The following is a 14333-nucleotide window of genomic DNA, read 5'->3' as shown; positions in this document are numbered from 1 at the left end:
CCTCGTCGTCATTCCGACGAGGCAACGGATAGGCAGGCAGGTCGTTATGCTGCAGCGTGCTTGCGCGAGCGCATCAGCAGACCGTACAGCACCGGCATCACCAACAGTACCAGCGGCACCTGCACCAGCATGCCCGCGATAATGGCGACAGCCAGCGGCTGCTGCATCTGGGAGCCCGAGCCCAATGCCAGGGCAAGCGGCAGCAAGGTCAAAATAGCCGCCAGCGTGGACATCAAAATCGGGCGCGTTCGATGCTGGGCGGCGGCGAGCAACGCATCGTGCAGTGGAAGGTCCGCAGCCACCTCCTCCAGTTCGGAAAAGTAGAAGATCGCCACTTCGGTGACGATGCCGACAATCATCGTCATGCCCATCATCGCGGAAATGTTGAGCTCGATGCCGGTGATCCATAAGCCGATGAACACGGCGCCGATGGCCAGCAGCGGCATGGCCAGGATCGAGATGGCGACACGGAAGCTCTCATAAAGGAACAAGAGCAGCGTAAACACCAGCGCGATCGCGGCAAGCAGCACGACGGTCAGGCCGCGAAAGGCTTCCTGTTGCTGTTGATACAAACCACCGAGCTCGTAGTACATGCCCTTGGGCAACAGGCCGGGCTTGGCCAGCATGGTTTTGACATCGTCGACCGTTGCGCCCATGCTCCGCCCGGCGATGCGACCGGTCACCGCCACCATGCGTTTCAAATTGTTGCGAGTAATTTCCGGCTGCCCCTGCACCACTTGCAACGTGGCGACTTGCGATAACGGAAAGAGATGACCGTCAGCCGCGCGAATCGGCAAAGCCGACACCTGCTCCAGGTGTCGATAAGAGGTTGCTGGCAAGCGCACGCGCACACCCACCACCTTGCCCGCTGCCGGTAGCTGGGCCGCAACGGTGCCATCGATCGCAGTCGTAACCTGATCGGTAATGGCCTGCGGATCCAGGCCTTGCAATGCGGCCTTGGCGGGGTCAACCGTCATGGTCAGCGCGTCGCCAGCTGGGTTGATCCCGTTGAGTACGCCGTTCACACCTTTGATTTTGCCCAAGGCATCGGCAACGCGTAGCGCGGTATCGTTGAGTTCGTCGGCGTTGTCGCTGTACAGCTGAATCTCGATGGGCTCGGGCACCGCCACCAGATCGCCGATCATGTCCTCCATCAGCTGCGACACATCGACATCGAGACCCGGCACTTTCTCCTGCACTTCCTTGCGGACGTCGTTCATTACGTCTTCGGTAGGAGGACGCGCCCCCTGCTTCAGGCGAACGAAAATGTCGCCCGTGTTCGCTTCCGTCAACCAATCGCCCAGCTGTAGGCCCGTGCGACGCGAATAGGTATCCACATAGGGATTGGACCGAATGATCTCTTCGACCTGGTTGAGCAGGCGCCCGGTTTCTTCCAACGACGTGCCGGGCTTGGAAACGTAGTCGAAGGTAAAACCGCCCTCGTCCATGGCAGGCATGAAACCGGTGCCGACGCGACTGAAGGCCAATGCGCCCAGGCCAAGCAGCGGCAGCACCAATACCAACACCCATACCGGCCGCTTCAGCCAGCGCTGCAATACATTTCGATAGCCGCCGATCAATCGCTGCGACGCACGATTCGCACCGTGATCGGCGATGTGCTCCCGATCGAGCAGTTGCTCCGACAGCAACGGCACGACAATCCACGTGAGCAGATAGGAGATCACCAGCGCGCTGGCCATGGTCAGCGACAGCGCCTTGAAAAACGCGCCCGTGATGCCGGTGAGAAACGCCAGCGGCAGGAAGATCACCACCGTAGCGGCACTGGAGCCGGTAAGCGGCCGCGTGAACTCCCACGCCGCATGCGCAATGCGCTCGCGCACTTCGCCCGGGTTGTCACGCAACCGGCGCATGATGTGCTCGAGCATCACGATCACGTCGTCGATGATCAGGCCCACTGCGGCGGCCATGCCGCCCAGGGTCATCATGTTGAAACTCATGCCGAGCATGTGCAGCAGAAGTACCGTGATGGTCAGTACCGCCGGCACCACGATCATGGCGACGAAGATCACGCGCGTATTGCGCAGAAAGACAAACAACACCAGTCCCGCCAGCACGATGCCGACCAGAATCGCGTCGCGCACGCTTCCTGCTGCACCGGTCACGAGTTGCGTCTGGTCGTACCAGTTGGCGACTCTCACGCCAGGCGGCATTTGCGGGGCGTAGTCGTGCAGGCGTTGTTTTACGTCGCGCGCGATCTGCACGCTGTTGCCGTCGGGCTGCTGGAAGATTTGCAGCAGCACCGCATCCTGACCGTCGGCCGTGACGCGAATCCACTGCGGCACGTGACTGAGCGTGATGTCCGCAATGTCACCCAGACGAACGACGCCGTGACTGTCCGCGCGCACGACGATATCGCGCAACGCCGCCACCGTGCCTGGCTGGTTGTCGGCCAACAGCAGATACAACTTGTAGTGATCGGAGACATGCCCCATCGCCTGGATGGTTGCCGCGTGGGTGACTGCCGTCGCGACGTCGACCAGGCTGAGATCCAGCGCGCGCAGCTTGCTGGGATCGACATCCGCATGGAACTCCGCCACCTCCCCACCCTGCGCACTCACATGCGCAACGCCCGGGATGCTGCTGAGCAGCGGGCGCAATTGATATTGCGCGATGTCGTAAAGCGCGCTCGGCGACACCGTGTGGGAACGCAGGCTATAGGCCAGCATCGGAAAGGCTGTCGGGTCCATGCGCCGGCTGGTGAGCACCGTGCCTGCCGGCAACTCGGGCAGCACCTGGCTCGCCGCGGCATTGACATCGCCCAGGGCACGGCTCATGTCGGTGCCCCAATCGAACGTCACGGAGATATCGGCGCTGCCGCGACTGGTGGTCGATCGCACGTCGCGCACGCCGGGTACGCGGCGCAACGAATCTTCGATGGGCGTGGTGACCTCGATCGCCATCTGGTCCGCAGGACGATCGCCGGCATCGAGCGAAAGCTGCACGCGGGGAAACGCCACGTTCGGAAACAACGCGACCGGCATGTAGATGGCGCTGGCGATACCACCGACCGCCAACATCAACACCAGAAAGAACAGCGAGCGCCGATGGCGCTGCATCCATGCCGTAATACTCACTTGGACGACTCCTGCTGTTCGCGTACAGCATCGCCGTCATTCAACTCGTAGCTGCCGAGCACGATGATCTGCGTCTTCGCATCCAGTGCGCCTTGCACGCCGACGGTATCGCCTTCGGGATGTTTCAACGTGACATCGATGCGCTTGGCCTTGTCGTGATCGACGGTAAAGACGTAATCGCCCTTGTCGTCGTGGAGCACCGCCTCGCGCGGCAAAGCCCAGGCCGTGTAGCCCGCCGTATCGATGGTGGCGCGCACCGCGGCACCTGCCACCAGCGTGTTACTGGCCTCGGGTGGCAAGGTCACTTGAAGCGGCACCAGGTGCGTTTGCGCGTCGACCGACTGGCCGACCATGCTGACCTGCCCCTTCAGCACGTCTGCAGAACCGTACTCGCCCTGTACCCACGCCGGCATCCCTGTCTTCAGGCGAGGAGCGTCTTCGGGCTGCACGCTGAGGCGCGCGATCAATCCATGCGAAGACGTGAACGACAACAACGGCGCGTCGGCCTGGAATCGATCCCCCAGATTGACGTTGAGCACCGTCACCACGCCATCGGACGGAGCGCTGATGATTTCCTCGGCTGATCCACCACCAAGCGCACGCTGTGCTTCCAACCCTGCTTGCGCATCGTCGAGTGCCTTGCGCGCCGCGGCGAGCTGGGATTGCGTCGCCAGATGCTGCGCGACCATTTGCTCGGTGCGTTTCAACTCGCCGCTGGCCAGGGTCCATGCGCTTTGCGCCTGCCGATAGGCATTGCGCGCGGCAGGATCAGGCGCAACGTGCAATAACGCCTGGCCACGATGCACGCTTTGTCCTGCCGCGGCATCCAGCGCAGTCACCAAGCCACCGTGCCCCAGACTTATGTTGGTGGCACGATGCGGATCGCCGGCCGCGTTTCCCCACGCCTGAATCGTGTCGTTGAACGTCCGGCTCACGGGTACCGTGGTGGTTACCAGCACCTGGCCGCTCACGTCGGCGTCGGCGCCATCATCGGCGGCACCGCCACCACATCCGGCAAGCAACGCAAGCATCGCCACGATGGCGGCACGAGTCAGGAAAAGTCGATTCATGATTTTGACGGAGATGATGAAGGCGGTTGAAGATCGGTATCGCCGAGCAGCGTTTCCAACGCGATGGCCTGCTGCGATTGCTGATCGCATGCGGCGATGTAATCCATGTCGGCGCTTAATGCATTGGCACGAATCGAGAGATACGTCGGCCAGTCGAGCAACCCTTTCTGCCAGGCCGCTTCTGCCGCGCGCCTGGCTTCATCCATGCGCGCGGATTGAATCTGCAATTGATCGCGTTGCCGGCTCAGTGTTTCCAGGTCGGCCGTCAGTTGCGTGATGTCGTTGCGCGTGGTGAGCACGCGGTCTTCGTAGTCGTCCTTGAGCTGTTGCCGGGTCGCGGTTTCGATGCGGATATTGCCGCGATTGCGGTCGAACAACGGCAGCGTGAATCCGATATTGATGCCGTGGGACAACACGCCACTGTTGTCGCTCTGACGATCGACACCCAGGCTGAGCGCGGGAAACTGCGCGCGAATGGCGCCTCGCAGCGTGGCTTCCTGCGCCTTGTAACCAGCCTGCAGGGCCAGCAGATCCGGACGCCTTTTCGGCAGATCGCTCAGCGCGGTCTGCATCTGTTCGGCAGTGGGCGACGCCTGGAACGGTTCGCCGATCAGATCGAGCGAAGCGTCCGGCGCGAGGCCGAGCAGCAGGCGCAGGTCATGCTCGGCCTGATGCAGTTGAACCGTGCAATCGGACAGCCGCTTGCTGGCATCGGCATACGCATTGATACCGGGGCTGGCGGTGTCATGGGTCAGGTTTCCGTCCAGCAACGCCTTGCGCACATAGGTGTCGACAGGTGCCAGCGCCGTTTGTTCGTCGGCAAGCTGGTGTTGCTGCAGGCGCAAGGAGACCACTTGATTGAACAGCAGCCGGGCCTGCGCAATGGTCTGCCATTCGGCCCAAAGCAATTCCAGATTCACCTGATCGGCCTGGCTGTTCGCCGCGGCCTTCCGCGTCGAGCGCAACAGCAGGCTGGTGATGTCTTCGCTGATGCCATAGGCATACGACGTGGTGTAACCAGGCACGGCGTGATCGAGGAATTCCTGGTTGATCGAAATCTGCGGGTCCGGCAACAACCCTGCCTGAAAAGCCTGCGCGCGCGCTATGCCCAGTTGATCCCGCAAGAGGCGCAGATCGGGATTGTTGGCCACGGCCAGCATGGCCACATCCGTCACGTCCAAGCCATGCGAGGGATCGAACGTATGCGTGCGCAACGCCGGCAAGGGCATATCCGCGGCATTCACGGTGAGCTGCGAGGCGTCCTTGACGCCCTGACCGTCGCCCAGCGGCAGCGGCGAATAGGTCGCGCAACCGGCAAACACCAGCACGCCCCCCAACACACCCGCTCGCATCAGGCGCGAGCCAAATGCCGCTTTTTGATGTGGCCAAACTTTAAGCAACCGCACCGAAACGCCTCCAGCCTCATGGCCTATACCAGCATAAGACTAGCGGTTTTGGCTTAGCGCTTACTTTGTAGTCGGACTATGTCAACAATACGACTATGACAGCCGACCACCGCCCCCTGCCCCTTTTCCCCATAAAACCAGCGGGAGGCCGGTCTTGAAGGGCCGGGAAAGCGGGATGCCGGAGGAGACCACCTGGTCATCCTTTTTCGATGCTTCCGCTGCCATGGACAAGCTGTGGCCAGCCGCACACGGCGACGTCGTCGAGCTGGGTTGCGGCTATGGCACCTTCACCCTGGTTGCCGCGCGGCGTACACGAGGGATCGTCACCGCGCTGGATATCGATCCGGACATGGTCGCCCACGTGCGATGCAAGGCGGAGGAACTAGGCATCGCAAATATCCGCGCAGTGGAAAGAGACTTCATCGAAAGCGACTTCGGCGTAGCCCCTGGCAGCCAGTCGCACGTGATGATCTACAACCTGTTGCATATCGAAGAACCTGTTGCCCTGTTGCGAAAGGCCTTCACTGCACTTGATCGAGAAGGCACGCTCTCCGTCATGCATTGGCGCAGCGATATTCCGACACCGCGCGGACCACCGCTCGCCATTCGGCCGACGCCCGAGCAGTGCATCGAATGGCTTCGACAAGCAGGATTCACGAGCATCGAATCCGTCCATCTCGGCGACTGCTGTCCTTTTCACTACGGAGTGATCGCTAAAGGTCGCGGCTTATCCGCGATCAAGGGTTGAGGTGTGAAAGCGATGGAACTTAGATCGGACGTTTGGGATCGTGTTATGGAATTTGCAACCCTTCTCGCAGACGAAGATCAACCGGAAAGGTACTGGGCCAACTGCAACGTTTTTAAAGACCATTGTGAAGCAGAGAGCAGTAGTGGCTACCCGTTCCCGACACCAAGGCTGTACTCGCCAGTTCCTGGCCGCGCAAATTTAGGCCGCGTACCGTGCAGTCACGCGTTCGACAGTGACATTCACCCGATAACCAAGGTGCCCGAGCGCGTCTTCAACCTGCTCCAACTTCGACTTGTGCGAAAGACTCAGCAGCCTATCCACCTGTGGCGCGTGGACACCAAGCAGACGAACGAGATCCGCCTTTCGTAGATGGTTAGCCAGCATGGCCTGGTATAGCCCGATCTTGGCAACGTCCAGCGCCGGCAGTGAAACCCAATGTTCCCCGCGCTTCTTTTCGGTCGCGGCGGGAATCGGCGCCCGCTCGTCCATGTAGCCTTCCAATGCCAACGCGATCCCATCAACCGACTCGCGCAAGGCTTCCTCCACCGTATCGCCCACACTGTTGAATGCGGGCAGATCGCGGCAGGTAACCACGAAGGCACCACCGTCTTCCATCAACTTCACGGCATAGCGCATAGTTTTCTTCCTTCCTCGATTCCTCGGCCCATTACAGGCCGAGGTCTTTCCTGATCTTCTTTCTCAGCGGCTCGGGTATTTCTTTTGAGCCGTGATTCGGTACCACCGAAGTTTTGCCGTCGAACTTCACAAATAGATGGCTGCCGCGCTGCCGCTCAAAAACTACGCCCTGCGCCTCAACCACCGGATAAATTCGCTGTACTTCATCGCCTCCGTGCCGTGCCGCCACCGTACGCATGTATTGTATACAACATTTTTGTTGCATGAAACATATATGTTGCAGCCACAAAAAAGCGACCCATCGGCCGCCCCCTCTGTCACCACCTTTCTAACACTTACGCACCACACGACGATCGAGCAACGCCTCCAGCCGACCTACCTATTCATCGCCTTCTATTTCAGTCTCGAAGCTCAGATAGATGGGTTTTGGAAGCACTCCGCTCGCTTGATGACGTAGTGCCAAGTCCCTGCCCTTTTTCCTTTAATTGCCATCCGAAACCGGGTGGCAAAAGGGGTTTTGCCCTGAAACGTAGGAATTTCACGCAACAAAAAACCGCCTTGCGGCGGTTAACTGTTTGATCCACTTGATTTGCAATGGAGGCCGAGGTCGGAATCGAACCGGCGTACACGGCTTTGCAGGCCGCTGCATGACCACTCTGCCACCCGGCCATTGCTGGAAATCACGATCTTACCGGATCGGGATTTCTCTAAAAAACAAAACCCCGGTGGTCCGAGGCTTTGCTTGAAACTGGAGCGGGAAACGAGACTCGAACTCGCGACCCCGACCTTGGCAAGGTCGTGCTCTACCAACTGAGCTATTCCCGCATCGGAGTTTGTAACTATAGCAGATTCGGCCACGTTGTGAATAGCCGAAGCTGATTTTTTGCAGCAATTCAAGCCACTTGCCGCACAAACTTGAAGTACTGCATAAGACAAGGCCCCGAGCTTGCGCCAGGGGCCTTGTCTGAAATCTGGAGCGGGAAACGAGACTCGAACTCGCGACCCCGACCTTGGCAAGGTCGTGCTCTACCAACTGAGCTATTCCCGCATCGGAGCCGCGCATTGTAACGGCTGTCACGGGCTCGTCAAGCGTTTCGATCTTGCCCGGGCGTGAGAACCGGGGCGTCGCCGTGCAGGGCCGGCCACGCGGCGCGCAGGTAGTAGAGGCCGGACCAAATGGTCAGCACGCCGGCAATCACCAGCAACGCTTCGCCGATGTGGTAGAGGCGCAAGGCTTCGGCGCTTTTTTCGTGCTGAAGAATGAGCACGATCAGGGCCACCATCTGCATCACGGTCTTCAGCTTGCCGATGAAAGCCACCCGCACGGTGGCGCGCATGCCGATCTCGGCCATCCACTCGCGCAAGGCGGAGACGCTGATTTCGCGCCCGACGATGATCGCGGCCGTGATGGCCATGACGATCCCGGACCAGTCGCCGCGCTGGGAGTTGACCAGCATGAAGAGCGTCACCGCCACCATCAGCTTGTCGGCGACGGGATCGAGAAAGGCACCGAACTTGGAGGTCAGGTTCAATCGGCGGGCCAGATAGCCGTCGAGCCAGTCCGTGACGCCTGCCAGGGCGAAGACGATGGCGGCCGTAAGGTTGTGACCGTGGAACGGCAGGTAGAAAACCAGCACCATCACCGGCAGCAGCGCTACGCGGAACAGCGTCAGCCAGGTCGGCAGGTTGATGCGCATCAGTCTCTTCCGTTTTGTTCAGTGTCGCACGAGAGGGGCAAATCAAGCATGGAGCGCGTCATAGATGCGTTCGGCCAGGCCGCGATCAATCCCCTTGACCTGCATCAGTTCTTCGACACCGGCGGCTTCGACGCCAGCCAGGCCGCCGAAAGCCTTGAGCAGCGCGGCACGTCGACGCGCACCTACGCCCTGGACATCTTCAAGGACGCTTCGTTCACGGGCCTTTTCGCGGCGCTTGCGGTGGCCGCTGATGGCGAAGCGGTGCGACTCGTCACGCACGGCCGCCACCAAGTGCAACGCCGGCGACGTGGGGCCGGGGTGAATTTCACGGCCCGATCCGGCCAATATCAGGGTTTCCTCGCCGGCGCGCCGGCCTGGGCCTTTGGCGACGCCCACCACTTCGATGCCGGTGATGCCCAGCTCCTGCAGCACGTCCAGCGCCTGCGCCACCTGCCCCGTGCCACCGTCGATGAGCAGGATGTCCGGGCGGGCACCCTCGCCTTCCGCCACCTTGCGGAAGCGGCGCGTGAGCGCCTGGTGCATGGCGGCGTAATCGTCGCCGGGCGTGATGCCGGCGATGTTGAAGCGGCGGTAGTGGGATTTCTCAGGACCTTCCGGACCGAACACGACGCAGGACGCCACCGTCGCTTCGCCGCGCGTGTGGCTGATGTCAAAGCATTCGATGCGGCGCGGCGACTCGTCGAGGCCCAACAGATTCTGGAGATCATCGAAGCGCGTACCCAGGGTTTGCCGACTGGCGATGCGCGACGTCAGCGAGGCCTGTGCATTGCGCTCGGCCATCTGCAGGAACTGCGCACGGTCGCCACGGACGCGCGATTTGATCTCCACGGCGTGCCCGGATTGTTGCGCCAGCACCTCGCCCAGAAGCTGCTCGTCCGCGATCGTCTCGCCGAGGATGATTTCGCGCGGCACGGGTCGATCCAGGTAGTACTGGGCGACGAACTGCGCCAGTACATCCGAAGGCTCGGCATCAAGCGGCAACCGCGGGTAGAAATCGCGCGTACCCAGGCTGATGCCGTTGCGGAAGAACAGCACGCTGACGCAGGCGATGCCCGATTCGATGCGGCAGGCGATCACGTCCATGTCCGCCGTTGCGCCTTGCACGTGGTTCTGCGCGTGCAGTTTGCGTAGCGCGGCGATCTGATCGCGCAGTGCGGCGGCGCGTTCGAAATTTAGCGACGTACTGGCGTGCTCCATCCCACCCACCAGTTCGTCAATCACCGCGCTGCTGCGCCCTTCGAGGAACATTTCCGCGTGGCGCACGTCATTGCGGTAGTCGTCCGGACTGATCAGCCCGACGCAAGGGCCGGTGCAACGGCCGATCTGGTATTGCAGGCACGGCCGGGAACGGTTGCGGAAATAGCTGTCCTCGCATTGCCTGACCTTGAACAGCTTCTGCATCAGATTGAGGCTTTCGCGCACGGCGAACGCGCTTGGGAACGGACCGAAGTAGCGTCCCGGCTGATTGCGCGCGCCGCGATGAAAGGCGAGCCGCGGGTAATCCTCGCCACCGGAGAGATAGATATAGGGATAGCTTTTGTCGTCGCGCAGCAGGATGTTGTAGCGCGGCTTGAGCGCCTTGATCAGCTGCGATTCGAGCAGCAGCGCTTCGGCTTCGGTGCGTGTGACGGTGATCTCGCAGCGTGAGATCTGCGACACCATCGCCGCGATGCGCGGTTCCATGCGCGGCTTGAGGAAGTAGCTGCTGACGCGCTTCTTGAGGTTGCCCGCCTTGCCGACATACAGCAGCTCGCCGTCCTCGTCGAAATAACGATAAACGCCGGGAGAAGTGGCAAGCGTGCGAACAAAAGCCTTCCCGTCGAAGGCCTGTGGAGAGACGGGCTGCATACCTGCGATTCTAGCCTGTTTACCCTACTTTCCGGGTCGGCTGCGGCAAGATTTTCAGCCGGTGCGCAGGCGTTCGATCAGGCCCGCAACCCCCTGCTCCGCGAGCCGCACCGAGTCCGTGAAACCCGCCTGCTCACCGAAGTACGGATCGGGAAACTCCTGCAGCGAGGCCACACCGGCCCATTCGAGGAACAGCGCTGTCCGTTCGACTTGATGCGCTGGCGCGATACGCCGCATGTCCTGCAAATTGGCGAGATCCATCGCGAGCAGCAAATCGTAGCGCGCAAAGTCCGAGGCATTAAGCTGCCTGGCGCGATGTGCGTCCAGCGGATACCCGGCCGCGGCAGCTGCCTCGCGCATGCGCCCATCCGCACCGGTGCCCACATGCCAACCACCGGTTCCGCAGGACGCCACCTCGATATCCAGCCCCGCGTCGGCGAAACGCTTGCGCGCCACCGCTTCGACCAGCGGCGACCGGCAGATATTGCCGAGACAGACGAACAGAATGCGATGGATCATGGCGACTGGCTGCCTAGCCACGCTTCCGCGCGCTGCAAATCGGCCTCGGTATCGATGCCCGGCGGGAAAGGCTCCGGCGTAAGGCGCACCGCAATCGGATAACCGTGTTCGAGCACGCGAAGTTGTTCCAGCGACTCGGCCTGTTCCAGCGGAGTGCGCGACAGCGCGGTGTATTGCTGGAGAAAGCCGGCGCGGTACGCGTAGATGCCGATGTGCCGCAGAAACGGCAGTCCTTCAGGCAACACGTTTCGATGCGTCGCAAAGGCGTCGCGCGCCCACGGAAGCGGCGCGCGACTGAAATACAGGGCGCGACCGTTGGCCGATCCCACGACTTTCACAACGTTCGGATCGAACAGCTCGTGCGCATCCGTGACCGGCGTGGCGAGCGTCGCCATGGGGGCATCGTCGTCGGCCAGTGCGCGGGCTACTTCGCGAATGCCGGCCGCGGGGGCAAAAGGTTCGTCGCCCTGCAGGTTCACGACGATCGCATCGGTGGGCCAGCCGTAATGCGCCGCGCATTCGGCCAGGCGATCGCTGCCGGAAGCGTGATCGCTGCGCGTCATGCAGACATCCACGCCCTGCCCATTCAAGGCATCGGCGACACGCGTATCGTCCACCGCCACGACAACCTGTGACGCACCGGCCAGCAACGCTCGCTGCGCGACTCGGACGACCATAGGCACGCCGGCGATGGCCCTCAAGGGCTTGGCCGGCAAGCGCGTCGAACCATAGCGAGCGGGAATGGCGACGATAAAGGGCGGATGGGCGGCGGACATAATGACCTCGTTGCGAACGCGCGCAAGCGTACCTGCAACCGCGTCCGCAGACGAGCTAGCCGGCCAGCTTCAACGCGAATCCGCAGCCGTTGGCGAGTTCGAGGAATCCCGGGAACGAGGTGGCGACATTGGCGCAATCGCGGATGGTCACCTCGCCTTTCGCCACCAGGCCTGCCACGCAGAAGCTCATGGCGATACGGTGGTCGCCGTGCGCATCCACAGCGCCGGCACCGATGGGGCCACCATCGATGATCGCACCGTCCGGCGTTTCCTCGATCTGCACGCCCAGCGCGCGCATGCCGGCCGCCATCGTGGCAATGCGATCCGATTCCTTGACGCGCAGCTCGGCCGCTCCGCGGATGACGGTGCGTCCTTTCGCAACCGCCGCGGCAATGAACAGCGCGGGAAACTCGTCGATCATGTCGGGGACCAGCATCTGCGGCAATTCAATGCCGTGCAGCGGAGCATGTCGCACGATCAGGTCGCCGATGGCTTCACCGCCGCTTTCGGCCCGATTCTCGATGCGGATATCGGCGCCCATCAATCGCAGCGCCTCCAGCAACCCTGTGCGTCGCGGGTTCAAGCCGACGGCAGGCAGGCGCAACTCGGAACCGGGGACGATGCAGGCTGCAACGAGGAAAAATGCGGCCGACGAAAAATCCGCCGGCACGACGACATCGGTAGCGCGCAGACGATGGCCGCCTTCAAGTTTCGCGTGCCCTGGCGAAAACGTGATCGGCCAGCCGAAAGCGGCAAGCATGCGTTCGGTGTAATCGCGCGTCGGATGCGGTTCGATCACTTCCGTAGCGCCCTGGGCATACAAGCCTGCCAGTAACAACGCGGATTTGACCTGCGCACTCGCCACTGGCAGTTCGTAGCGGATGCCATGCAGCGATCGGCCGCCCCGCACATGCAGCGGCGGGAGACCGTCCTGGCTGTCGATCTGAGCGCCCATTTTCGCAAGGGGGTCTGTCACTCGCCGCATGGGGCGCTTCGACAACGACTCATCGCCAATCAACGTACTGTCGAAACGCTGTCCTGCCAGCAACCCGGCAAGAAGGCGCATACCCGTGCCGGCATTGCCGCAGTCGAGCGGTTTGTCCGAGCTGCGCAAGCCATGCAGGCCGACGCCATGCACGATGCGTTCGCCCGCAGACGGCGCTTCGATCGAAACACCCAATTGCGCGAGCACCGCTGCCGTGGCGCGCGTGTCTTCACCTTCCAGGAATCCGCGAATGTGCGACGTCCCTTCGGCGATGGCGGACAACATCATCGAACGATGCGACACGGATTTGTCGCCCGGTACCACGATGTTGCCTTGCAAAGATCCAACGGAACGACTGCTCCAATCCAAACGCGTTGCACCACTCATGGAAGAGCCACCGGATAAGAACCAAGTACACGAACCTGAGTGGCGACCGGCCCCATGTCCTTCAGCGCGGACTGAAGCGACGCATCGTCGATATGGCCGGAAACGTCGATGAAGAAAGCGTATTGCCATTTACCCGTGTGCGCCGGTCGCGACTCGATGCGATTCATGCTCACGCCGTGCTTGGCGAACGGACTCAACACGTCGTAAAGCGCGCCGGGTTTGTCGTTGACGGTAATGAGCAATGACGTGCGATCGTTGCCCGACGGCGGGAACAGGGAGCGGCCGATCACCAGGAATCGCGTGGTGTTGTCGGCGCGATCCTCGATCGCATTGGCGACCACTTTGAGACCGTAAACTTTCGCCGCCGTGGCGCCGGCAATCGCTGCCGCATCGTCGGTGTGGCGCGCCAGGCGCGCTCCTTCGGCATTGCTGCTGACGGTAATGCATTCCACATCGGGCAGATTCACACGCAACCATGTCTTGCATTGCTGCAACGCCTGCGCATGGCCGTAGACGCGCTTGATGCCTTCGAGCGAGTCGTTCTGCGAAAGCAGGCAATGATGCACCCGAAGCTCCACTTCGCCGCAGATGCGCGCTTCGGAAGTCAGGAACAGATCCAGCGTGACCTGGATCATGCCCTGTCCGGAATTCTCCACCGGTACCACGCCGAAATCGGCATGACCGGCGGCGACTTCCTGAAACACTTCCTCGATGCTGCCCAGCGGCAAGCCGTAGGCGGCATGGCCGAAATGCTTGCGGACGGCTTGTTCGCTGAAAGTGCCCTCGGGTCCGAGATAACCCACCTTGAGCGGATCTTCCTGCGCCAGGCACGACGACATGATTTCGCGGAACAGGCGCACCATCTCGGCATCGGACAGCGGGCCGTGGTTGCGATCCACCACCATGCGCAGCACATGCGCTTCGCGTTCCGGGCGGTAATAGTCGATCGCGGACAGCCCCTCGCCTTTCACGCGGGCCACTTCACGGGCCCAGTTGGCGCGTTCGGAGATCAATTCCTGGATCTGCCGGTCGATGCTGTCGATGCGCTCGCGCACCTCTGCCAGCGAGGACTTGGGGTCGTTCATGCGATGGATGTCCAAGCGTAAAGAAGTCTGAATCGGAACCACATAGTGCCTGAAACGGGT

Annotated in this window: 13 protein-coding genes and 3 tRNA genes; 2 read left to right on the top strand and 14 right to left on the bottom strand. The window is 61.8% G+C overall.

Going from position 1 to position 14333, the window contains the following annotated elements; genetic code table 11:
• Positions 1-44 precede the first annotated feature (44 nt).
• From DWU99_RS01720 to DWU99_RS01710, 3 genes are read right to left on the bottom strand one after another with little or no spacing between them, the layout of a single operon-like run.
• Entirely contained in the window at positions 45-3095 is a 3051-nt protein-coding gene (locus DWU99_RS01720; protein WP_115476268.1) for an efflux RND transporter permease subunit, read from the bottom strand.
• On the bottom strand, positions 3092-4165 hold the full coding sequence (locus DWU99_RS01715) for an efflux RND transporter periplasmic adaptor subunit (RefSeq protein ID WP_233510809.1): 1074 nt from the start codon (positions 4163-4165) through the stop codon (positions 3092-3094). Before DWU99_RS01715 ends, DWU99_RS01720 begins: the two co-directional genes overlap by 4 nt.
• Positions 4162-5517 (bottom strand): TolC family protein, encoded by a 1356-nt coding sequence (locus DWU99_RS01710; protein ID WP_115476267.1) that lies wholly within the window; start codon positions 5515-5517, stop codon positions 4162-4164. Before DWU99_RS01710 ends, DWU99_RS01715 begins: the two co-directional genes overlap by 4 nt.
• 229 nt (positions 5518-5746) lie before the next feature.
• Here DWU99_RS01710 and DWU99_RS01705 point away from each other — a divergent pair, with 229 nt between their 5' ends.
• Positions 5747-6319, top strand: coding sequence for a class I SAM-dependent methyltransferase (locus tag DWU99_RS01705; protein WP_233510807.1), 573 nt, complete (start codon positions 5747-5749; stop codon positions 6317-6319).
• 198 nt (positions 6320-6517) lie between these two features.
• Here the strand turns inward: DWU99_RS01705 and DWU99_RS01700 are convergent, their stop codons facing one another.
• Together DWU99_RS01700 and DWU99_RS21415 are read right to left on the bottom strand one after the other, a co-directional pair.
• Complete coding sequence (locus tag DWU99_RS01700) at positions 6518-6955, bottom strand: type II toxin-antitoxin system HicB family antitoxin (protein ID WP_115476265.1); 438 nt, start codon at positions 6953-6955, stop codon at positions 6518-6520.
• 31 nt (positions 6956-6986) lie between these two features.
• A complete protein-coding gene (locus DWU99_RS21415; protein WP_425476798.1) occupies positions 6987-7085 on the bottom strand; it encodes a type II toxin-antitoxin system HicA family toxin in 99 nt (32 codons plus the stop codon).
• Positions 7086-7091: 6 nt separating this feature from the next.
• Between DWU99_RS21415 and DWU99_RS21385 the strand changes: the two genes are divergently transcribed.
• Positions 7092-7412, top strand: a complete 321-nt coding sequence (locus DWU99_RS21385; protein WP_325048455.1) for a hypothetical protein — start codon at positions 7092-7094, stop codon at positions 7410-7412.
• A 138-nt stretch (positions 7413-7550) separates the two neighbouring features.
• Here the strand turns inward: DWU99_RS21385 and DWU99_RS01685 are convergent.
• From DWU99_RS01685 to pheA, 9 genes are all read right to left on the bottom strand, one after another.
• A tRNA-Cys gene (locus tag DWU99_RS01685) sits at positions 7551-7624 on the bottom strand.
• Between the two features lie 80 nt (positions 7625-7704).
• Positions 7705-7780, bottom strand: a tRNA-Gly gene (locus DWU99_RS01680).
• A gap of 147 nt (positions 7781-7927) precedes the next feature.
• Positions 7928-8003, bottom strand: a tRNA-Gly gene (locus DWU99_RS01675).
• A gap of 37 nt (positions 8004-8040) precedes the next feature.
• Positions 8041-8652, bottom strand: a complete 612-nt coding sequence (gene pgsA / locus DWU99_RS01670) for a CDP-diacylglycerol--glycerol-3-phosphate 3-phosphatidyltransferase (protein ID WP_115476263.1) — start codon at positions 8650-8652, stop codon at positions 8041-8043.
• Positions 8653-8694: 42 nt separating this feature from the next.
• Entirely contained in the window at positions 8695-10521 is a 1827-nt protein-coding gene (gene uvrC, locus DWU99_RS01665; RefSeq protein ID WP_115476262.1) for an excinuclease ABC subunit UvrC, read from the bottom strand.
• A gap of 54 nt (positions 10522-10575) precedes the next feature.
• Positions 10576-11040: a low molecular weight protein-tyrosine-phosphatase gene (locus DWU99_RS01660; RefSeq protein ID WP_115476261.1), complete on the bottom strand. Its 465-nt coding sequence runs from the start codon at positions 11038-11040 to the stop codon at positions 10576-10578.
• Complete coding sequence (gene kdsB, locus DWU99_RS01655; protein WP_115476260.1) at positions 11037-11816, bottom strand: 3-deoxy-manno-octulosonate cytidylyltransferase; 780 nt, start codon at positions 11814-11816, stop codon at positions 11037-11039. Before kdsB ends, DWU99_RS01660 begins: the two co-directional genes overlap by 4 nt.
• 55 nt (positions 11817-11871) lie before the next feature.
• Entirely contained in the window at positions 11872-13188 is a 1317-nt protein-coding gene (aroA, locus tag DWU99_RS01650; RefSeq protein WP_115476259.1) for a 3-phosphoshikimate 1-carboxyvinyltransferase, read from the bottom strand.
• Positions 13185-14273 (bottom strand): prephenate dehydratase, encoded by a 1089-nt coding sequence (gene pheA, locus DWU99_RS01645; RefSeq protein ID WP_115476258.1) that lies wholly within the window; start codon positions 14271-14273, stop codon positions 13185-13187. The genes aroA and pheA overlap by 4 nt, the downstream gene beginning before the upstream one ends.
• Positions 14274-14333 lie beyond the last annotated feature (60 nt).

This window comes from Dyella psychrodurans (genome assembly GCF_003363265.1).
Classification (GTDB): Bacteria; Pseudomonadota; Gammaproteobacteria; order Xanthomonadales; family Rhodanobacteraceae; genus Dyella_B; species Dyella_B psychrodurans.
The sequence above is the reverse complement of the archived record's forward strand: the minus strand, read 5'-3'. Positions and strand labels throughout refer to the sequence as shown.

Coding starts and splice junctions, on each gene's coding strand:
- DWU99_RS01715 (WP_233510809.1), bottom strand. CDS start 4,165: ATGAATCGACTTTTCCTGACTCGTGCCGCCATCGTGGCGATGCTTGCG.
- DWU99_RS01710 (WP_115476267.1), bottom strand. CDS start 5,517: ATGCGAGCGGGTGTGTTGGGGGGCGTGCTGGTGTTTGCCGGTTGCGCG.
- DWU99_RS01705 (WP_233510807.1), top strand. CDS start 5,747: ATGCCGGAGGAGACCACCTGGTCATCCTTTTTCGATGCTTCCGCTGCC.
- DWU99_RS01700 (WP_115476265.1), bottom strand. CDS start 6,955: ATGCGCTATGCCGTGAAGTTGATGGAAGACGGTGGTGCCTTCGTGGTT.
- DWU99_RS21385 (WP_325048455.1), top strand. CDS start 7,092: ATGGCTGCCGCGCTGCCGCTCAAAAACTACGCCCTGCGCCTCAACCAC.
- pgsA (WP_115476263.1), bottom strand. CDS start 8,652: ATGCGCATCAACCTGCCGACCTGGCTGACGCTGTTCCGCGTAGCGCTG.
- uvrC (WP_115476262.1), bottom strand. CDS start 10,521: ATGCAGCCCGTCTCTCCACAGGCCTTCGACGGGAAGGCTTTTGTTCGC.
- DWU99_RS01660 (WP_115476261.1), bottom strand. CDS start 11,040: ATGATCCATCGCATTCTGTTCGTCTGTCTCGGCAATATCTGCCGGTCG.
- kdsB (WP_115476260.1), bottom strand. CDS start 11,816: ATGTCCGCCGCCCATCCGCCCTTTATCGTCGCCATTCCCGCTCGCTAT.
- aroA (WP_115476259.1), bottom strand. CDS start 13,188: ATGAGTGGTGCAACGCGTTTGGATTGGAGCAGTCGTTCCGTTGGATCT.
- pheA (WP_115476258.1), bottom strand. CDS start 14,273: ATGAACGACCCCAAGTCCTCGCTGGCAGAGGTGCGCGAGCGCATCGAC.